At 40.9% G+C, this 21,189-nt stretch carries 18 protein-coding genes and 2 tRNA genes; 7 read left to right on the plus strand and 13 right to left on the minus strand.

From position 1 onward, the window contains the following. Window positions 1-45 precede the first annotated feature (45 nt). The 4 genes from ACMVDV_RS03135 to ACMVDV_RS03150 all read right to left on the minus strand — a co-directional run bounded on the left by ACMVDV_RS03135 (window position 46) and on the right by ACMVDV_RS03150 (window position 3,065). Window positions 46-122 (minus strand) — tRNA-Val (locus ACMVDV_RS03135). Between the two features lie 354 nt (window positions 123-476). After that, a tRNA-Val gene (locus ACMVDV_RS03140) sits at window positions 477-553 on the minus strand. 111 nt (window positions 554-664) lie between these two features. Further along, a complete protein-coding gene (locus ACMVDV_RS03145; RefSeq protein WP_416157161.1) occupies window positions 665-1,732 on the minus strand; it encodes a DUF3080 family protein in 1,068 nt (355 codons plus the stop codon). After that, window positions 1,710-3,065, minus strand: coding sequence for an MATE family efflux transporter (locus tag ACMVDV_RS03150; RefSeq protein ID WP_416157162.1), 1,356 nt, complete (start codon window positions 3,063-3,065; stop codon window positions 1,710-1,712). The genes ACMVDV_RS03145 and ACMVDV_RS03150 overlap by 23 nt, the downstream gene beginning before the upstream one ends. A 162-nt stretch (window positions 3,066-3,227) precedes the next feature. On the opposite strand from ACMVDV_RS03150, the gene ACMVDV_RS03155 reads away from it, so the two are divergent. Continuing rightward, complete coding sequence (locus tag ACMVDV_RS03155) at window positions 3,228-3,860, plus strand: riboflavin synthase subunit alpha (RefSeq protein ID WP_416157163.1); 633 nt, start codon at window positions 3,228-3,230, stop codon at window positions 3,858-3,860. A gap of 7 nt (window positions 3,861-3,867) precedes the next feature. On the opposite strand, the gene ACMVDV_RS03160 is transcribed toward ACMVDV_RS03155, so the two are convergent. Then, entirely contained in the window at window positions 3,868-4,071 is a 204-nt protein-coding gene (locus tag ACMVDV_RS03160) for a CPXCG motif-containing cysteine-rich protein (RefSeq protein ID WP_016709262.1), read from the minus strand. 183 nt (window positions 4,072-4,254) lie between these two features. Beyond that, entirely contained in the window at window positions 4,255-5,115 is an 861-nt protein-coding gene (locus tag ACMVDV_RS03165) for a fructosamine kinase family protein (protein WP_416157164.1), read from the minus strand. A 131-nt stretch (window positions 5,116-5,246) separates the two neighbouring features. Between ACMVDV_RS03165 and ACMVDV_RS03170 the strand changes: the two genes are divergently transcribed. Continuing rightward, on the plus strand, window positions 5,247-5,942 hold the full coding sequence (locus ACMVDV_RS03170; RefSeq protein WP_304182102.1) for a DUF445 domain-containing protein: 696 nt from the start codon (window positions 5,247-5,249) through the stop codon (window positions 5,940-5,942). 70 nt (window positions 5,943-6,012) lie between these two features. Here ACMVDV_RS03170 and ACMVDV_RS03175 read toward each other — a convergent pair whose 3' ends face one another. Next, entirely contained in the window at window positions 6,013-6,384 is a 372-nt protein-coding gene (locus ACMVDV_RS03175; RefSeq protein WP_416157165.1) for a DUF3718 domain-containing protein, read from the minus strand. 347 nt (window positions 6,385-6,731) lie between these two features. Between ACMVDV_RS03175 and ACMVDV_RS03180 the strand changes: the two genes are divergently transcribed. The 3 genes from ACMVDV_RS03180 (at window position 6,732) to ACMVDV_RS03190 (ending at window position 10,259) form a co-directional block, all read left to right on the plus strand. Next, a complete protein-coding gene (locus tag ACMVDV_RS03180; protein ID WP_304182104.1) occupies window positions 6,732-7,517 on the plus strand; it encodes a hypothetical protein in 786 nt (261 codons plus the stop codon). A 105-nt stretch (window positions 7,518-7,622) separates the two neighbouring features. Then, window positions 7,623-9,005, plus strand: a complete 1,383-nt coding sequence (locus ACMVDV_RS03185) for an amidohydrolase (RefSeq protein ID WP_304182112.1) — start codon at window positions 7,623-7,625, stop codon at window positions 9,003-9,005. 12 nt (window positions 9,006-9,017) lie between these two features. Next, window positions 9,018-10,259, plus strand: coding sequence for an amidohydrolase family protein (locus ACMVDV_RS03190; protein ID WP_416157166.1), 1,242 nt, complete (start codon window positions 9,018-9,020; stop codon window positions 10,257-10,259). 137 nt (window positions 10,260-10,396) lie between these two features. Here the strand turns inward: ACMVDV_RS03190 and ACMVDV_RS03195 are convergent, their stop codons facing one another. Both ACMVDV_RS03195 and cspD read right to left on the minus strand, forming a co-directional pair. Then, on the minus strand, window positions 10,397-12,619 hold the full coding sequence (locus tag ACMVDV_RS03195; protein ID WP_304182113.1) for an NADP-dependent isocitrate dehydrogenase: 2,223 nt from the start codon (window positions 12,617-12,619) through the stop codon (window positions 10,397-10,399). Between the two features lie 460 nt (window positions 12,620-13,079). Next, on the minus strand, window positions 13,080-13,295 hold the full coding sequence (gene cspD / locus ACMVDV_RS03200) for a cold shock domain-containing protein CspD (RefSeq protein WP_016709271.1): 216 nt from the start codon (window positions 13,293-13,295) through the stop codon (window positions 13,080-13,082). A 209-nt stretch (window positions 13,296-13,504) separates the two neighbouring features. On the opposite strand from cspD, the gene clpS reads away from it, so the two are divergent. Continuing rightward, the gene (gene clpS, locus ACMVDV_RS03205; RefSeq protein WP_304182106.1) at window positions 13,505-13,813 is read left to right on the plus strand and encodes an ATP-dependent Clp protease adapter ClpS; all 309 of its coding nucleotides are present in this window, start codon (window positions 13,505-13,507) and stop codon (window positions 13,811-13,813) included. A gap of 69 nt (window positions 13,814-13,882) precedes the next feature. Further along, window positions 13,883-16,147, plus strand: a complete 2,265-nt coding sequence (gene clpA, locus ACMVDV_RS03210; protein WP_304182107.1) for an ATP-dependent Clp protease ATP-binding subunit ClpA — start codon at window positions 13,883-13,885, stop codon at window positions 16,145-16,147. Between the two features lie 176 nt (window positions 16,148-16,323). Here the strand turns inward: clpA and infA are convergent, their stop codons facing one another. The 4 genes from infA to ACMVDV_RS03230 form a co-directional block, all read right to left on the minus strand. Next, window positions 16,324-16,542, minus strand: a complete 219-nt coding sequence (infA, locus tag ACMVDV_RS03215) for a translation initiation factor IF-1 (protein WP_002962494.1) — start codon at window positions 16,540-16,542, stop codon at window positions 16,324-16,326. Between the two features lie 90 nt (window positions 16,543-16,632). Beyond that, window positions 16,633-17,337: an arginyltransferase gene (locus ACMVDV_RS03220; protein ID WP_416157167.1), complete on the minus strand. Its 705-nt coding sequence runs from the start codon at window positions 17,335-17,337 to the stop codon at window positions 16,633-16,635. Next, window positions 17,330-18,046 carry a leucyl/phenylalanyl-tRNA--protein transferase gene (aat, locus tag ACMVDV_RS03225; protein WP_416157168.1) on the minus strand — a complete coding sequence of 239 codons (717 nt, stop codon included), beginning with the start codon at window positions 18,044-18,046 and terminating at the stop codon, window positions 17,330-17,332. Before aat ends, ACMVDV_RS03220 begins: the two co-directional genes overlap by 8 nt. A 186-nt stretch (window positions 18,047-18,232) precedes the next feature. After that, a complete protein-coding gene (locus tag ACMVDV_RS03230; RefSeq protein WP_416157169.1) occupies window positions 18,233-21,046 on the minus strand; it encodes a bifunctional aconitate hydratase 2/2-methylisocitrate dehydratase in 2,814 nt (937 codons plus the stop codon). Between the last annotated feature and the right edge of the window lie 143 nt (window positions 21,047-21,189).

Genomic DNA, 21,189 nt, shown 5'->3' on the forward strand with positions numbered 1-21,189 from the left:
ATCAAGAATAGATAGTGTTCTTTCTTTAGGTTTTATATCTAGGATTGGTACGACTGAGTGGATTCGAACCACCGACCCCTACCATGTCAAGGTAGTGCTCTAACCAACTGAGCTACAGTCGTACAATTTTTTTGAAGTGTACTTTCACTTAAATTTGGTACGACCGAGTGGATTCGAACTACTGACCTTTGGACCGGGTGATCAAGAGTAGGTAGTACTTTTTCCTTCGATGGTACTTTTATTTAATTTTTTTACTTAAATTTGGTACGACCGAGTGGATTCGAACTACTGACCTTTGGACCGGGTGAGCAAGAGTAGGTAGTGCTTTTTCCTTCGATGATACTTTTATTTAATTTTTTTTACTTAAATTTGGTACGATCGAGTGGATTCGAACTACTGACCTTTGGACCGGGTGATCAAGAGTAGGTAGTGCTTTTTCCTTCGATGGTACTTTTATTTAATATTTTGCTTAAATTTGGTACGACCGAGTGGATTCGAACCACCGACCCCTACCATGTCAAGGTAGTGCTCTAACCAACTGAGCTACGGTCGTATCATAAATTTAAGTTGTGTTAATTACTTAACAACGGACGCTAATATATAGCGTGCGCCTGAGTGAATCAAGCTCGTTTATGCATTTTTGGTTTGTTTGCCGTTTTTTTATTCATATTGGGCTGATTTCACACGTTTTATAAAACGTTTGCCACCAAGTAACGTGCGTTTTTGCTGAATCTTTGAATACAGTGAGTAAGTTATTGGGCTGATGTTGCAGCAGTGCAGCAAGCTCAGGCTGATTTGTCGTCGAGCCGAGCCAAAGCTGTTGATATAACGGCATCAATCGCTCTAAAGCGCCTGATAGCTGTGCTTGATAGGGTTGTAATTGTGCTAAGTAATACTTTTTAAAGACGTTACTGACGATTTGCGCTTGGCGTTTATTTTTTAGTGGGTTACATAGTTCATTGAGCTCAATGCTTGCTAAATAGCGACTGGTACTGTGATTAAAGTATGTTTGTTGCCGCACGGCGCTCACCAAAGCTTGATTAAAGTTAAACTGCCGTAGCACCGATAGCAGCGGGTAGAGTGCTTGGCTGTCTATTTGTGCGTATTGCTGTTGTATTATTTGCTGCTTTAACGTCAGCAAGTTTTGCAGGGCAAGCTCTGTTTCTACAAGGCCAGCTAAGTTTGTATCAAGTGCATAGCTGGTGAGTTGCCAAGTACGTTTTAACTCTGGATCATTATAAAGTAAGTGGTTGAACTGCTTTAATAGCTGCTGTTTTTTGTTGGCTAGTTCCCGCTTTATTGCGTGATAGCTTTTTGATTCAGGGCTTAATTTATCTAAGCAGCTGGGCGCCAGTTGAATAAACTGGATTTGATAAGTTAGTTGACCGGCTGTAGTGGCAACTTTTCCCAGTTGACTATTATGCTCAGCAATAAGGGTATTGAGCTTGCAATGAGATAGTTGTGCGAGCTGCACTATGCTTAACTGCTGCGCCGTTGCTGGCTCATCAGTATTGCGAATAGTTGATAGTTTAAGATTAGTGAGTATTGCTGTATCAGGCAGCGGTTTGTCTAGTGCAGTGGCGAGTCGCTGTTGATACTGCTTATTAATATCCGTTGCTTTATCGCTACAGGCACTTAACAGTAAACACGTTAATAAACTATAAAGGTAACCAAATCGTTTGATTTGGTTACCTTGCCTGTTGGGTTTTTTAAGCGTTTTTAAGTGGCTCATGTTTGAATCTATTTGCAACAGTAAGCATTAATAAAATAGCGGCGACACTTAAGCCAACAATAATGCCAACCCAAAAGCCATGCGGCCCCATCGCTGGCACAATCCAATCGGTACGTGCTAAAACAAACCCCAATGAAAAACCAATTAACCAGTAAGATATAAAGGTAATATAGGATATGGGAGCGGTATGTTTTAAACCCCTTAAAATACCGTTGGCGGCTACTTGTAGAGCGTCAGGGAGTTGATAAATACAGGCTAAGATCATAATGGATGTTGCCAGTGCGATGACTTGAGCATCATCGGTATAAAGTTGGCTGATGATATCACGACCAAAGAAGGTGATAGCCGCAAGTAGTGCCGCAATGATCATAGCAAGAATATAACTTGTTGAAATTGCTTTTTTTAATTGCTCAAAATGATGCTGGCCGTATAAATTACCAATCCGAATACTGATCGCAATAGATAAGCTCAATGGCATCATAAACAGTAAGGTTGTAACACTGGCAGCAATCTGATGGCCGGCCACTGCAACGGCACCTAAATGCGCAATAAATAATGGGATACAGGCAAATAAAGTGACTTCAAAAAAAGTCGCTAGAGAAATAGGAATGCCGATTTTAGTAATGGTCCACATAGTATTGAGTTGCGGCGCTTTAAAGTTGGCCAACAGGGTTTTGGCATCCACTTTTTTACTCAATTGGCAGTAAATGACTTGTGCAATAGCCATTGCGCTGAAAACCAAAGCCGTGGCAATCCCACAGCCCGCACCGCCTAGTGCTGGCATACCTAGCTTGCCATAAATAAATATGTAATTTGCAGGGATATTGACCGCTAAGCCAATTAAGCTGATATAAAAAGCCGGCTTGGTCATCCCCATGCCTTCGGTGATATTGCGATATACACTGAACACTAAAAAGCCAATGATCCCCCACTTTACAAAGTGAATGTAGTCATAGGCCATATTGGCAATATCAGGACTGGTATCAAGCTTTAAAATAATAACGTCGGCAAAGTAGGCGATGGATAAGCCGAACACGCTTAATACGCCCGCAAGATACAAGCCTTGTTGAAAATAATGACTGATGCCGGTTTTATCGTTAGCGCCAGAAAATTGCGCGATAATGCCGGTCAGGGCCAATAAGATACCTTGCAGAGCAAGCATTGCTGGATTCCAAACACCTGTTGCAATTGACAGTGCTGCTAAATCGGTCGGACTGACTTGCCCGGCCATAATGGTGTCAACCACTGACATTAAAACGAGAGTTACTTGTGCTAAAAAAACGGGAATTGCCAGAGAAACTAGCCGTTTGGCTTCCCAACTACAAAAAGTCATATCACTTGCTACGTAAACTGAAGAGGCCGCTATTGTAATCGATAAAGCGTAGAATAAAAAATTATAGCGCTGAGTTAAAGCTATTCATTACAGTTTTAATGAATAGGATTGGTTATACTAAAGCGTAAAAATACATCCATGTTTTAGAAGGCAGTTTAAGTTATGTTTACAGGAATTGTGCAAACACAAGCAACGGTGATTTCAAATAATTATCAACACAGTGTGATGCGTTTAGTGCTTGCAGTCGTACCACAATACATTGCTAAATTAGAGTTAGGTGCCAGTATTGCCATAAATGGTTGCTGTTTAACGGTTGTTAAAGTTCAGCATACAACCGAGCAAGCTTTAGCTGAGGTATATTTTGATGTCATTGATGAAACATTACAATTGACTAATTTAGGCAAGCTTACCCCTAGCAGCACCGTTAACTTTGAGCGCTCGATGACATTTGGTACTGAGCTAGGTGGGCATATCGTCTCTGGTCATATTCACTGCGTCGCACAGGTCAAAAATATTATTCACACAGACGGTAATTGTAAAATACAACTAAGCCTACCAACTAAATGGCAAAAGTATGTGCTGTATAAAGGGTTTGTTAGTGTTAATGGAGCCAGCTTAACAGTAGGTGAAGTTGACGAGTCAGGTTTCTGGTTACATTTGATCCCAGAAACGTTAGCAATCACCAATATTGGTCAGGCATCACTCGGTGATGAGCTAAATATTGAGGTTGATCAACAAACCTATACCATTATTAATACTGTCGAAAACTACTTACGCCAACAGTCATCACAGTAATCTTTAGCTAAAATATTTGCTCGTCATCGCTGTCTATATGTAACTCCACTTTACTATTAGCATAGTCGATATGCATATTAAAGTGGATTGGGTTACAGCATGCGCTGCAGTCTTCAAAGTAATCTTGATCGCCATCGCTGGCATCAAGGGTAATGTGAATATGGTGGCCGCAGTGTGGGCAGCTGATCCGTTGTGAGAGATGATTTTGCATAAATGATCCAACCTTACAAAGCAGAGCTAATAAAGCATGACTATTTATAGTGTCGGATAAATTGTTATGCTCCACAGAGTTGTACGCAACGCCCGCTATTACTGGGTTTGTGCAATGTCAGGCGATACCTAAATATAGTCTGCTTTAGCCATTTATGACATCAATTTGACAATAAAAATGGTCTTATTTCAGCAGTCGTTCTATTTGTTGTTTTGCTTCAGTAAGATAGTGGCCTGCAAAAATATTGGCGTGATTTAAAATAGGATAGAGCTGGTAAATTAATTTGCGTTGCTCATAGCCCTGCGTTAACGGATAGTGTTTATTGTAGGCAATGTAAAATGCATCCGGAAGCGGGGCAAATAACTCACTCATAGCAATATCGACTTCCCGATCACCATAATAACAGCTGGGATCAAAGATGCTGGGCACACTGTGAATAAACCCCATATTGCCACGCCAAAAATCGCCATGTAACAACGATGGCTGCACGCTATGACTGTGTAACATGTCTTTTATAAATGCGACAAAGTAATCTTTATCTACCAACTCAATGCCTTTTTCATGCAGTAATTGCAGCTGCCAGCCAATCCGCTCTTCAGCAAAAAATATATTCCATTTTTTATGCCAACGATTGGGCTGAGCGGTAGGACCAATAAAATTATCGTGATCAAAGCCAAACATGGCCTGACGATGTTTTAGGTGTAGGCAGGCAAGGTGGCTGCCCATAATATGCCAATTGCGATGAGGTTGCTGATCCAGTTCAAGCCATTCTAAAACAATAAATGAAAACTCAATACTCGCGCCGGTAGTGATACAATCTGGCACCATAAATAAGCTCTCTTTGATAAGCAGCTGTAAATTGTGGGCTTCACTTTCAAAGCGTTCTAGGTCATTACGATGCGCAACTTTAACAAAGTATTGATGAGCACCATCGCTTATTTGAAATAGTTTATCGCTATTTGGACTTTGCAGTTGGCGTTTACTGGTGTGCTTAAAGTCAAAATGCATAGCTTGGCTGATTTGTTCGTTAACCGTATTCCACATAGCATTGTTCACCTTTTATACAGATAACTAAACTATGGCAAAAAGTAGTTAAATAAACAAACTCTTGAGAGTAAAATTCATGTTTTAGCAGTGCATGCTCAGCTTTATACAATAACCCAACTGGAGGAAGAATGAATAAAAGCCTTGTTACTAATGTGATTGCGGGAGTTTTAGTGGTTACTGGTTTTTTATTTAACCAAGCAATTGTGCTGTCAATCGGCTTATTTGCACTTTCTGGTGCGGTGACTAATTTACTTGCAGTGCATATGTTATTTGAAAAAGTGCCCTTATTGTATGGCTCCGGTGTGATCCAATTGAAATTTGCAGGGTTTAAAGTCGCGATTAAAAATCTTATTTTAACTGAGTTCTTTTCAGAGCAAAAAATATCGCAATTACTCGGCAATAAAGCCATGGATATTGATTTGCAACCAGTGATCAGCGAAGTGGACTTAAACCCCGCATTTGACACGCTTTTAGATGTGATAGAACACTCTCAATTTGGCAGTATGTTAGCCATGTTTGGTGGCAGCGCTGCGGTGGAGCCAATGCGTGAATCTTTTATAGAAAAAATGCGTGATTCACTCATTGCCATGAGCCAAACTGATGAATTTAAGACGCTAGTTAATAGCAAGCTTACCCAGACCAGTCTGGCAAGTGATTCACTGTTTACAACGGTGTCAGGTTTAGTCGATGAGCGTTTAGATGAACTGACGCCAAAAATGGTGAAGGATATTATACAAACCATGATCAGAGAGCATTTAGGATGGCTTGTGGTATGGGGTGGTGTGTTTGGTGGTTTATTTGGTCTTGTGGCGGCAATCATTTAATTTATTTTTAGGTCGCTAATTTAAGCTGGCCAACTACTCGCCAGCTTAAATTAATCGTATTTTTAGCATATTATTTAGAACCTGCAACAACCATAATAGTTTGTTGGTTTAATTTCGCTAAGTCTTGAATTGAAGTATCAATAGTGGTTTCAATGCCCAAGTACTTTGCCGTTTTATCAAAACCGTAAGTACCAGCAAATTTTGCCATGTTCATGTTGTTACAGTGTAGTTTATCGGCCGTGGTGTTTTTATTAATACGTAAGTCTTTCATTGTTGCATAAAGTTGCAATGGTTTATTTGATACCACGGCCATACAAAGCTGTGTGCCTGGGCTGTTATCAGCCGCTACAAATTGTGCTGCCTCTGTATTGGTTGTAGTCAATGCCGCAGTGCCTAAAAGTAATGTTGTACAAAGTGTCGTCGTTAAAGTATTCATCATCATTCTCCAGTGGTTTGGGGGTGTTGTCCTGTTGACGAATTCATTATTAGCTATATTTTTAATTAAAGCTGTAAATCAAAATCGACAAGATGTAACACTGTATGTGAATGTGTCATTTTAAATTTAACTAATTGATAATTAATGAATTGATATGTGTATTTTGACATATTTAAAGATATTTATTTTTCACTTTTTTCATTGATTTTGGTTGTTTTTCAATCTGTTTTCATTGGTTTTACATGCTATTTACTTTAGAGTAAATACACTTTGTGCTGCTGCATTGCTGACATATTTTTTAACCCTGTTATGATCGCCTTGATTATAAACATACCTGTCTATTAGGAGACTCTGTGAGTAAAACATTGGCGAGTTATTATCAGCAAGCTTACGCCTGTGAACAGCATAATTTTAATCGTTGCTTTTATTGTGGCTGTGAAGCGACTGAGCGCGATCATTGCCCGCCATTACATATGCTACAAAGCATTATTGATTTAGGTGAAGAGGCCGAGTTTATAAGTATTCCAGCCTGTTATGAGTGTCATGCGATATTACATAACGAGCGTTTAATGACCATTGATGAACGCTTTACGAAATTAAAAAACAAACTTGGTAGTAAATACGCAAAACCATTACGCGTTTACAACATGTGGCATGAGAATGAACTTAGCGATATGAGTGATGAGTTTGCGCATAGTATTAAAGCAGGCATGGTATTGGGTAAAGAAGCCGCAGAGCGTTTAGCGTTTAGTGGTTTTAGCTATGCAACAGAAGAAGCGAAAGTAACAGTACGTGAAAAAACCGCTGAGTTTGATGTTGAAGGCGTCATTTTTACTGACTTTAAAGAAGCATTAAATCATTGTATTGGTGTATTAAAAGTACAAAAAAGTGATTTTTACAAAATATTAGTAGAAGATTATCAAGGTGATTTTAATAAAGCGCTGAGTCAGTATCGTCATCGTCACGATAAAGTAACAGCAGCGAAAGACGGTAATTGTTTAATTAAAGACTTTGCAAAATTGCATAAACAAAATTCAGATTTTGTAACGCGTACTGTTAAGCACTTTATTACTAAAGATCCCAGTCTAACTACTGAAGCGGCACTAGAACAGTTATATAACAATTATATTAAGAAATAACCTAGTAAATTACGTTCATCTCGTATAAATGCAGATTTGGCTTATTTTTTAGCTTTATAGAATGTATTTATATACAGTAACAAAAAAATAACAGGGATTAACATGATGCAAAAATTTGCTCCATCATTGTTGGTTGTTGCTCTTGGCGTCGCTTTAGCGGGTTGCCAGGATAATGGCCCGCAAGACGAAAAAGTAACAATTAATAAAAACCCGTACCCAAGTACCTATAAAGCACTTAAATCAACGACAACCTTGATCACTAATGCAACCGTTTTAACGGGCACTGGCGAGCGTTTAGAAGAAGCTGATGTATTGCTCGTAGATGGTAAAGTGCAACAAGTGGGTAAAGACCTAAGTGCGCAAGCTGATTTGACTATAGATGCGCAAGGCAAATGGGTAACACCAGGGTTAATAGATGTGCATTCACACTTAGGTGCTTATCCAAGTCCGTCAGTAGAATCTCACCAAGATGGTAATGAGATGACCAGCCCAAACACTGCCGAAGTATGGGTTGAGCACTCTGTTTGGCCACAAGACCCAGGTTTTAATCGCGCTCGCGAAGGTGGCATCACGTCATTACAAATTTTACCTGGTTCAGCGAATTTATTTGGTGGCCGTGGGGTTACTTTAAAAAATGTCCCATCGCACACTATGCAAGGTATGAAATTTCCTGATGCACCGTACGGCTTAAAAATGGCGTGTGGTGAAAACCCGAAACGCGTTTATGGGCGTAAAGGCGTATTACCATCAACCCGTATGGGTAATGTGGCTGGCTATCGCACAGCTTGGATTGGCGCTGCAGAATATAAGCGTGAATGGGATAAATACGACGCTGACTATGCAGCAGGTAAAAACCCAGCAGTACCACATCGCGATATTAAGTACGATACATTACGTGGTGTCTTAGAAGGCGAAGTAATGATCCACAATCATTGCTATAAAGCTGAAGAAATGGCAGTGATGATCGACCTGTCAAAAGAGTTTGGTTATCACGCCGGTACTTTCCATCACGGTATTGAAGCATATAAAATTGCCGATTTACTCGCTGAAAATGGTTCATGTGCTGCGCTTTGGCCTGATTGGTGGGGCTTTAAAATGGAAGCCTATGACATGGTACAAGAAAACGTAGCGATTGTTGATGCGGTGAAAAACTCTTGTGCTGTTGTTCACTCTGATTCTGATACCACTATCCAGCGCTTAAACCAAGAAGCCGGCAAAGTAATGTACCGCGCCAACGACAATGGTTTTAATATCTCAGAACAGCATGCGATTAAATGGATCACCTCAAATGCTGCAAAATCGCTGGGTATCGCTGATAAAACCGGTTCACTCGAAGCAGGTAAACAAGGCGATGTGGTAATTTGGAATCAAAGCCCATTTAGTGTTTATGCTAAAGCTGAGCAAGTATTTGTAGATGGTGCAAAAGTGTATGATCGCTACGATGAAACATTCCAAGCGCAAAGCGATTTTATGTTAGGTCAAAAATAAGGAGTAACTAGGATGACAAAATTAACACATTCATTTTCGCTCTCGCTAGTTGCTGCTGGTTTGTTAGCAAGTACTGCGGTGAACGCCCAATCTGTGGCGATCATCAATGCTACTGTGCATACTTCAACTGAGCAAGGTATTTTACAAGGCGCTAGCATTATTATGGATGAAGGCAAAATTACCGCCATTAATCCTACTAAAGTTGCAGCGGATACGATTATTGATGCCAAAGGGCAAATTGTCACTGCAGGCTTTATTGGTAGCATGAATCAATTAGGTCTAGTTGAAGTGGGCGCCGTTGCAGGCTCTCGTGATGGTGGTGATGATAAAGCAGGGATCGATTTTGATCCAAGCCTAGCATTTAATGCCCATTCAAGCTTGATCCCATACGCACGCAAAGGCGGTATTACCCGTGATGTGATCACCCCTCATGGCGGAGAAAGCATTTTTGCAGGCCTTGCCAGCGTCGTTGATTTAAGCGGTGAGTTTGACAGTGTAAAGCAAACACAAGTTGCGCTGGTGGTGCATTTAGGCGAGAAGAGCAAAGGCTCTCGTGCTATGTCACTGAAAAACCTTGTTGATAAGCTTGAAGCGCAGCAACAAAAAAACAACATGAAAGCTAAAAAAGACGATGCTACACCAAGTACTGAAGATAAAGTACTGACTAAAGTGTTAGCGGGTGACATGCCACTGCTAGTTACCGCTTCACGTGCCGCTGACATTATTGAGCTAATCAAACTTAAACAGCAGTTTTCAGTTAATTTAGTGATTGCAGGCGCTCAAGATGCCGTGGTTGTGAAAGAGCAGTTAGCACAAGCAAATGTTCCTGTTATTGTCAGCGCGATGGAAAGTTTACCAGGTAGTTTTGATTCGCTGCATGCGAGTTTAGACAATGCTGGCAAACTTGAAAAAGCAGGCGTGAAGGTATTGTTATCAATCGCGGGTGATGCCAGTCACAATGTTTACCAATTACGTTTTGATGCGGGTAATGCGGTATCTTATGGTATGACGCAACAAGGTGCATTAAAAGCGATCACCGCGAACATTGCCGATGTGTTTGGTATTAATGCCGGCAGTGTGGCGGTAGGTAAAGCCGCTGACTTAGTGATGTGGAATGATGACCCGTTTGATTTTACTAGTCACGTAACTAAAATGTTTATTAACGGCGAAGAGGTTTCAACCGAAGCACGCCAAGATAAACTCCGCAAACGTTATACTACTGACTCAGATATGCCGCGCGCATACACTAAGTAATCAGCTCCAAGGTAAGTAACTTGAACAATTGAAAAGACCGCATTTGCGGTCTTTTTGCTTTTGTGTCAGTGAAGATTAAAAGCCACAAAAAAGGCGCTCACTGTAACAGTGAGCGCCTTTTAAATTTAAATCGATACTTAGACTAGTTTAGCTAAGATATCATTAAATGTGGTGCTAGGGCGCATTGCTTTAAATGCTGCATCATCATTTGGTTGGAAATAACCACCGATGTTTACAGCTGGACCCTGTGCATCGTTAAGCTCGCTAACGATTTGCTCTTTGTTGCTTTCTAAATCACTGGCGATCTGCGTGAACTGTGCTTTTAATTCACTGTCGTCGTTTTGCTTAGCAAGCTCTTGCGCCCAGAATAAAGATAAGAAGAAATGAGAACCACGGTTATCAATTTCTTTTACTTTACGCGACGGTGATTTATTTTCAGCAAGGAAAGTACCGGTTGCTTTATCAAGTGTGTCAGCAAGTACTTGTGCTTTGTTGTTACCTGTAGTCACGCTTAGGTGCTCAAGTGACGCAGCAAGTGCTAAGAACTCACCTAAAGAATCCCAACGTAAGTGATTTTCTTTTTCAAATTGTTGTACGTGCTTAGGAGCTGAACCGCCTGCGCCAGTTTCGAATAAGCCACCGCCATTCATAAGCGGTACAATTGATAGCATTTTAGCACTCGTACCAAGCTCAAGAATTGGGAATAAATCAGTTAGGTAATCACGTAATACGTTACCCGTTACTGAAATTGTGTCTTTACCTTCTTTAATACGCGCAAGTGAGAACAGAGTTGCTTCAAGCGGTGCTAAAATTTGGATATCAAGGCCCGATGTATCGTGGTTTGGTAAATACGCATTCACTTTTTTGATTAACTGTGCATCGTGGGCACGGTTTTCGTCAAGCCAGAAAATAGCAGGGTTACCAGTCGCACGTGCACGGTTTACCGCTAATTTTACCCAATCTTGGATTGGTGCATCTTTAACTTGGCACATGCGCCAGATATCGCCTTGCTCAACACTGTGTTGTAGCAATACGTTGTCAGCACTATCAACAACACGAATTACACCGTTTGCAGGTGCTTCAAATGTTTTGTCATGTGAACCATATTCTTCCGCTTTTTGTGCCATTAGGCCAACGTTAGGTACGCTACCCATAGTGGTTGGATCAAATGCACCGTGTTCTTTACAGAAGTCGATAGTTGCTTGGTAAACGCCAGAGTAACAACGATCAGGAATGACAAAGCTGGTATCTTGTAATTTACCTTCACTGTTCCACATTTGACCGCTTGAACGAATGGCTGCAGGCATAGAGGCATCGATGATCACATCACTTGGTACGTGTAAGTTAGTGATACCACGATCAGAATCAACCATTGCAATTGCAGGGCGTGTTGCATAAACCGCGTCAATATCAGCTTCGATTTCAGCGCGTTTAGCGTCATCTAAGGTTTGAATTTTAGCGTAAACATCACCAAGACCATTATTAACATCGACACCTAGCTCAGCGAATAATTCACCGTGCTTAGCAAAAACGTCTTGATAGAATACTTTTACCGCATGACCAAAGATGATTGGATCAGATACTTTCATCATGGTTGCTTTCATGTGTAATGAAAACAAAATGCCTTTTTCTTTAGCAGCGTCGATTTCAGCAGCTAAGAAAGCTTGTAACTTTTTAACACTGATTGAAGATGCATCAATCACTTCACCTGCTAGTAGTGGCGTGCTTGCTTTAAGCACGGTCACATCACCATTTTCAGCAACGTGCTCAATACGTACATCAGTGGCGGCATCAAGGGTGACTGATAGCTCAGAGCCGAAGAAATCGCCTTCGCTCATGCTCGCTACGTTTGAAGCCGAATCTTTGCTCCACGCGCCCATTGAATGTGGGTTGTTACGTGCATATTCTTTTACAGAGCCTGGCGCACGACGATCAGAGTTACCTTCACGTAATACTGGGTTTACTGCGCTACCTTTGATTTTGTCGTAAGTGGCTTGAATTGCTTTTTCTTCATCTGTTTTAGGTTCAGCAGGGTAGTCTGGCAGTGCGTAACCTTTTTCTTGTAATTCTTTGATAACAGCACGTAATTGTGGCACTGATGCACTGATATTTGGCAGTTTAATGATGTTTGCTTCAGGTGTTTTAGCCAGCTCGCCTAACTCAGCAAGGGCATCACCAATGCGTTGTTCTTGCGTTAAATACTCAGGGAAGTTAGCAATAACACGACCCGCTAAAGAGATATCGCGTGTTTCAACTTCAACGCCAGCGGCATTAGTGTATGCTTGGATGATCGGCAGCAAAGAGTAAGTTGCTAGTGCCGGAGCTTCGTCTGTTTTAGTATAGATAATTTTTGATGTCATCATCATTCCTAGATAGTAGGCATAAGAGCCATATTCAACAATGCAAAGAAATATCATCGCCATCATGCGTGCACGACGTGACAATGATCAGTCAGTTAGGTGTTAATACTGTTGATTAAATAATCACACCTGACGAACTGTATTTAATCTTATGTTATTTATAAACTAAGTAAATTAGCCATTAGCCTAATTTTACCGCTTAAAGGGCCGTAGTTAGCTAATTTTAAGCACAAAGAGTGTAACAAGCTTGGCACAAAAGGGCTAATAACAAATATAACATTTACAAGATTGGGGTATTAAAAAAGAATTTCAAGAGCAAGGACAGTTTTTGTTCATACTGAACATTTAATTGATAACAAAAAGTTGAGGGTATAGGTGAATGCACTACAAAGTAGTAATTAGCAAAGGAATTAAGCGAGGATCTTTACAGGTCGCTCGCTTTAGTCGAACCTCTAAACAACTACACTAAGTCTTCGTTAGGAGCTATGTTAGTCGCATGCATGCCTTTTGGGCCTTGCTGCAATTCGAATGTTACATCTTGACCAGCTTTAAGTGTTTTATAACCGTCCATCACAATCGTTGAGTAATGGGCGAATATATCATTCTCGCAGCCGTCTTCTACGATGAAACCAAAACCTTTGGCATTATTGAACCATTTGACTTTACCACAAGCCATACTTCTACATCCTTCTATAAGTTGACTAATTTAGTTATTCTAAACCGTATAGTTTGATAGACTGACTAAGGTTTAATCAATCTACAATTGACTGTAGTTTATTTCGCCGATCAGTCAAGTGTTTTAAACTATTTTTTAACATTTAATTTATTTTTTTATTCAAGTTTGCTTGAGTTCCAAAGACAAGACTATATTTAATTATGAGTGGCATGAAAGATTCAGGTGTTTTAGACACAGTTCGCGATAGTGAGAAGCAAAAACTGCAACCACCGCGAAAATACAAAGTCATTTTAAATAATGATGATTACACGCCTATGGACTTTGTGATAGAAGTACTAACGACGTTTTTTAATATGGATAGCGATAGAGCAACAGATGTGATGCTGCAAGTTCATCAAAATGGTCGCGCAATATGTGGCGTTTATAGCGCCGATGTAGCGTATACCAAAGTTGAACAAGTTAACCGTTATGCACGGGATAATCAGCATCCACTGCTATGTAGTTGTGAGCAGGAATAATACCAAGGTAGGGTGATCAAAATACCCATCACAACGGTATATATATTTTATCTCAGTAAGGGGTTGCTAATGCTAAACAAAGATTTAGAACTAACTTTAAACGCAGCGTTTCGTGAAGCGCGTACACGTCGTCATGAATTTATGACTGTAGAGCACTTATTACTCGCGCTACTAGACAATCCATCGGCTGGAGAAGCGCTGCATGCCTGTGGGATTGATATGGCAGCACTAAAAGCTGAGTTATCAGAATTTATAAATGAAACCACTCCAGTCATTCCTGATTTAGAAGAAGAACGCGAAACACAACCAACTCTCGGTTTTCAGCGGGTATTACAACGTGCCGTATTTCATGTGCAATCATCGGGTAAAAACGAAGTAACGGGCGTTAATGTACTGGTGGCTATTTTTTCAGAGCAAGAAAGCCAAGCGGTTTACTTGCTGAAAAAAGCTGATATCTCACGATTAGATATCGTGAATTTTATCTCGCATGGTATTTCTAAAGCAGACGATGACATGGGCGGTGAAGATGCTGATGACATCCATGAAGAAGTACAAGCAGTACAAGGCGAAGAGCCAAGTAAATTAGAAAACTTTACCTCTAATTTGAATGTGCTCGCCCGTGAAGGGAATATCGACCCATTGGTGGGTCGTGATAGTGAAGTTGAGCGTACGGTGCAAGTATTGTGTCGACGTAAAAAGAATAACCCGTTATTAGTTGGCGAAGCAGGGGTAGGTAAAACCGCCATTGCTGAAGGCTTAGCGTATCGTATTGTGCATGAACAAGTACCCGACGTGATTGCCGATGCTGTGGTGTACTCGTTAGATATGGGGGCATTACTTGCAGGTACTAAATACCGCGGTGATTTTGAAAAGCGCTTTAAAGCCTTACTAAAAGAGCTTCAGGCGAAACCAGGCGCGATTTTATTTATTGATGAGATCCATACCATAATTGGTGCCGGTGCAGCCTCTGGTGGCGTTATGGACGCCTCTAACTTACTTAAACCACTGTTATCAAGTGGCAAGTTACGTTGCATGGGTTCAACAACCTATAACGAGTATAAAAATATCTTTGAAAAAGACCGTGCCTTAGTGCGCCGTTTTCAAAAGATTGATGTGCTTGAGCCAAGTGTGGCTGATACCACCAAAATTCTTAATGGCTTAAAAGAGCGTTATGAAGAGCACCATGGTATTCGCTATACACAAAAAGCGTTAAAAGCGGCAGCGGAGCTCAGTGCTAAGTACATTAATGAGCGTCACTTACCGGATAAAGCCATTGATGTGATTGACGAAGCGGGTGCCAGTCAACGATTACAACCGATTTCGAAACGCAAAAAAACCATTGGTGTGGCAGATATCGAATTGATAGTGGCGAAAATGGCGCGTATTCCGCAGCAAAGTGTGTCATCGAGTGATAAAGAGACCCTTAAAAATCTTGATCGTAATTTGAAGATGTTGGTATTTGGTCAAGATCAATCAATCGATGCACTAACCTCGGCTATTCGCTTATCACGTTCAGGCTTATCAAATGAAGATAAACCAGTCGGTTCGTTCTTGTTTGCAGGGCCAACCGGTGTCGGTAAAACTGAGGTGACTAAACAGCTTGCAAAATGCATGGGCGTTGAGTTTATCCGTTTTGATATGTCTGAGTATGTTGAGCGTCACGCGGTGAGCCGTTTAATTGGTGCGCCTCCTGGCTATGTGGGTTTTGAACAAGGCGGCTTGCTAACGGAAGCGGTGATCAAAAATCCACATTCGGTTGTATTATTGGATGAGATTGAGAAAGCCCACTCTGATATCTACAATATTTTATTGCAGGTAATGGATCACGGCACGCTGACCGATAATAACGGCCGTAAAGCGGACTTTAGAAACGTGGTGGTGGTGATGACCACTAACGCGGGCGTACAAGAGACCGTTCGTAAGTCGATTGGTTTTACTGATCAAGATCATTCTCATGATGCGATGAGTGAAATTAATAAAGTATTTTCGCCAGAGTTTAGAAACCGTCTAGATAACATCATTTGGTTTAATCACCTTGATCGTGATGTTACTTTACTGGTGGTTGATAAATTTATTGTTGAGCTACAAGCACAGCTGGATAAAAAGTCAGTTAACCTTGAGCTTACTAATAAAGCGCGAGAATGGTTGGCAGATAAAGGCTACGATAAAGCCATGGGCGCACGCCCAATGGGCCGCGTGATCCAAGAGCAATTGAAAAAGCCGCTGGCTAACGAGATCTTATTTGGGCAACTTATCGACGGTGGCACAGTGAAAGTGTCTATCAAAGATAAGAAATTATGTTTTGATTATGAAACGAATTTAACGCCTGCATAATCGCAGCGTTAAATAGAAAACAAAAAGCCCAGCAATTGCTGGGCTTTTTGTTTATTAAATGTAATTGTTAGTTTAGCTATCAATTACATTTAATAAACGCTTCAAGCTAGTGTAGAAAGTAACTAAGTTACTCAGACAACTTAGCTAAAAACTTGATATTTCGTTAACGCACTAACTTAGCGAGCACGGAATACGATGCGACCTTTTGATAAATCGTATGGGGTCATTTCTACGGTAACTTTATCGCCGGTTAGAATGCGGATATAGTTTTTACGCATTTTACCTGAAATGTGAGCCACAACTACGTGACCATTTTCAAGCTCAACTCGGAACATTGTATTTGGTAAAGTATCAAGGACCGTCCCTTGCATTTCGATTACGTCTTCTTTCGCCATGTTTAGCGTAACACCTCTTTAATAGTTAAACGATGCAGATTCTGCCGAAAATACTGCAATAAGTAAAGCCACAGCAGGCTTTTTTGCAAATTAAATAGCCAACCACTGCTCTGCAACCCTATTTTGGGCCGGTAAAAACTGAGTTTTATAGCGCATTTTTGCACATTCATCTATTTGGTAGCCTAAATAGACAAATTCTTTATCGTATTGCTTGGCAAATTTGAGCTGCTCTAAAATCATAATAGTGCCGACACTGTAGTGCTCATAATCAGGGTCAAAAAAACTATAAATAGCGGAAACAGCCTTGTGCATACAATCAGTTACCGCCACAGCAACGAGTTTTTCTTGATCCCATAACTCAATAAAAGTAATGGGTAACCAATGACAAAATATAAAACTGTTGAACTGACTTTGATCGGGTGGGAACATCGAGCCATCTTGATGGCGCTCGGTAATGTATTTACTGTACAACGGGAAGTATTCGGGGCGCTGTTGATCTGAGTATTTCACGCGAAAGGTATTTTTTGCTTTATTAAGTTTACGTTTTTGCGATTTTGTCGGCAAAAATGCCTGAGCTAATACACGTACAGACTTACATGCGCTGCAAGCTGGGCAGTGTGGGCGGTATATTTGGTCACCACTGCGGCGAAAACCAAGCGCCAGTAACTGCTCAAATTTATTTGGGGTGTAACAACTTGGATCCAAAATGACTAATAATTGCTCTTGGCGATCAGCAAGGTAGCTACAATCAAATTGTTGGCTTAATCCTAAACGAGCAGGTAAGTGTTCAGTCATAAATTGCGATAAGCTCCTGAGGTTGCCACATTGTTGTTGGCATAATAAAATCTTCTGCTGCTTTAAGCTTAGTTAAAAATTCTGAGCGTGGTAGCACTTTTTCACCTAAAGTAACTAAATAAGGGTTCTCAAGCTGGCAATCTATAAAATGCGCCTGATGGCGTTTTAACCAATTAACCAGTGCCCACATGGCTAATTTTGAACAGTTTGCTTGATGATGAAACATTGATTCACCACAAAATACACCGTGTTGCATAATGCCGTATAAGCCACCGACCAGTTTATCGTCTGACCAAACTTCTACGCTATGAGCGAGGCCCGATCTATGTGCATCTTTATAGGCATTGAGCATTTTTTTGGTGATCCAAGTGCCATCGGTTGCTAAGCGTTGTTGGCGACAGGCTGCAATCACTTGAGTGAACGCTGTATTGATTGTAACTGTAACTGGATTCTTTTTTAAATGTTTACGTAGGCTTCGGCTGACATGAAATTCATCTAGCTCGATAATGCCGCGCTCACTGGGTGACCACCACATAATAGGTTCGTATTCGCTAAACCAGGGGAAAATACCTTGCCCATACGCGTTTTTTAACCGCGTTATGGATAAACAGCCACCAATAGCAAGTAAACCATCAGGATCATCTAATGCGTGAGTTGGATCAGGAAAAATGAAATGGTTTTTAGAAAGCTGATAGAGTTGTTTAGTCATAACACCGATTTAGTAACTGAAAGATCAGATGAAAAGTGTAACCTGTTGCTTTAAATTCACAAACAACAAATATGAAGAGTATACAGGACATAGCGCCGTACAGGGCGTGCATTCTAACGCAATGTTTCTGATAGGCAAAAAAAAGCGCGTTGGAAACGCGCTTTTAATTAGTGTCAATTCGGCGAATTAGCTAACCACTTTTACGGGTACTGCTTGACCTGCGTTGAACTTAGTTGTCATCGCTTCTGCAACAGGTACAAACGATGTAAGGTCAATCCCTTCAACTGCAGACTTATACTCTTCGATAGTCGGGAAACGACCAAGCACAGAAGAAAGTACTACAACTGGCGTTGAACCCAGTAGTGACTCACCTTTTTTCTCAGATGTATCGGCTACTACACGGCCTTGAAACAGACGTGTTGACGTTGCGATAACAGTGTCACCAGGTTCAGCTTTTTCTTGGTTACCCATACATAGGTTACAACCAGGGCGTTCTAGGTATAAGATATTTTCATACTTAGTACGTGCAGCCGTTTTTGGTTTTGCATCGTCAAATTCAAACCCTGCGTATTTAGCAAGGATATCCCAATCGCCTTCCGCTTTAAGCTCATCAACAATGTTATATGTTGGTGGCGCAACTACCAATGGCGCTTTGAATGAGATAGAACCGTTTTTCTTCTCAAGGTTACGTAGCATGTGAGCAATAATTTTCATATCGCCTTTGTGCACCATACACGAACCAACAAAAGCTAAATCAACAGGCTTGTCGTTGTAAAAAGAAACAGGGCGGATCACATCGTGAGTATAACGCTTAGAAACATCATCGTTATTTACGTCTGGATCGGCAATCATTGGCTCAACGATTTGGTCTAAATCAACCACAACTTCTGCATGGTATTTAGCATTATCGTCTGGAGAAAGTGCTGGCTCTTCACCAGATTGAATACCTGCAATACGCTTATCAGCTAAATCGATTAGACCTTGCAGCGTTTGCGCCTCGTTATCCATACCTTTGTTGATCATGATTTGGATACGGCTCTTAGCCAGCTCAATTGACTTAATTAACGTTTCATCATTTGAAATACAGATTGATGCTTTTGCTTTCATCTCTGCAGTCCAGTCAGTGAAGGTAAACGCTTGGTCAGCCATAAGCGTACCAATATGTACTTCAATGATACGACCTTGGAACACGTTTTCGCCACCAAATTGCTTCAGCATTTGCGCTTGCGTTGCGTGTACAACGTCGCGGAAATCCATGTGCTTAGCCATTGTGCCTTTAAACGTAACTTTAACTGAATCAGGAATTGGCATCGCTGATTCACCAGTTGCAAGTGCAACTGCAACAGTACCTGAATCAGCACCAAAGGCAACACCTTTAGACATACGGGTATGCGAGTCACCACCGATGATGATCGCGCGGTCATCAATGGTAATGTCGTTCAATACTTTGTGAATAACGTCGGTCATTGCATGATAAACGCCTTTCGGATCACGTGCTGTGATCAAACCAAACTTATTCATGAACGCCATTAGTTTTGGAATATTCGCTTGTGCTTTGCTATCCCATACTGATGCAGTGTGACAACCAGACTGATATGCACCATCAACAAGTGGTGAAATCGTTGAAGCAGCCATCGCTTCTAATTCTTGTGCTGTCATTGGCCCCGTTGTATCTTGCGAACCAACGATGTTCACTCTAACGCGCACATTTGAGCCTGCGTGAAGTGGCGTATCTGATAATACACCTACCGCATTACGGTTAAAGATTTTTTCAACCGCTGTTAAACCTTGGCCTTCATGTGAAATTTCTTTTGAAGGTGCATACACAAGTGGGGTTTCAATGCCGAGCGTTTCAGCCGCAAACGTTTGTAGTTTCTTACCAAATACTACAGCGTAAGAACCACCGGCTCTCATGAATTCAACTTTTTGTGGGGTGAACGCTGATGAAATATCAACTAGTTCTTTATCACCGTTATAAAGTTTTTTCTCTTTAGTATTGATTGTTAACACAGTACCTGTAGCAACAGAGTACGCTTCTTCAAGCACTGCATCACCATTTTCATCAGTAACCGTGTTACCGTTGGCATCTACTTTTTTCACCCAGTTTTTAAGGTCAAGACCAATACCGCCGGTTACATCAACCGTCGTTAAGAAGATTGGTGCGATACCATTAGTACCTGCAACAACCGGTGCAATGTTGATAAAAGGCACGTATGGACTTGCTTGTTTACCAGCCCAAAGTGCTACGTTATTCACACCAGACATACGTGATGAGCCTACGCCCATGGTGCCTTTTTCAGCAATCAGCATTACTTTAGCGTTAGGGTGTTTCTTTTGAAGTTCAACAATTTCTTGTTGCGCTTCTTCAGTGATCATACATTTACCGTGTAATTCACGGTCAGCACGTGAATGTGCTTGGTTACCTGGAGACAGTAAATCAGTTGAGATGTCGCCTTCACCGGCAATATAGGTTACTACATCGATTGTTTCTTCGATGTCAGGTAATTTTGTGAAGAATTCAGCTTGTGCGAAACTCTCTAGTAACTCTTTTGCAATAGCGTTACCCGCTTCGTATGCCGCTTTTATGCGCGCCATATCTGCATCGTATAAGAATACTTGAGTCTTAAGTACTTCAGCAGCTTGTGCTGCGATTTTTGCGTCATCAGCAAATGCTAAATCAATTAGCATTTCAATTGACGGGCCGCCTTTCATGTGTGAAAGCAGTTCAAATGCAAATTCTGGAGTGATCTCTGCAACTTGCTCTTCACCCAAAATAATTTCTTTTAAAAACTGTGCTTTAACGCCCGCAGCACTGGTTGTTCCTGGTAAGGTATTAAAGATAAAGAAATGCAGTGAATCTTTACGGTGCTCGTTATTAGTATCTTTAATTTGATTAATGATTTCTGATACTAGTTCAGCGCTATCGATTGGTTGTGGGTTTAATCCAAGCTCCGTTTTACGGGTTTGGATTTCTTCCATATATTTTGTATACAAACTCATAGAAAACTCTCGGTATTTTACTTGATATGAAGTTAAGCATTTTAACTGATTTTACAGCCTCTAGTAATGCCTAAATGAATAAAGCTTTTGTGCCTGACTATAATTATAGCTAGTTTTACTTACTATACTTTGACGATATTCAT

It is taken from the genome of Pseudoalteromonas sp. ASV78, from assembly GCF_047806705.1.
GTDB lineage: Bacteria > Pseudomonadota > Gammaproteobacteria > Enterobacterales > Alteromonadaceae > Pseudoalteromonas > Pseudoalteromonas prydzensis_A.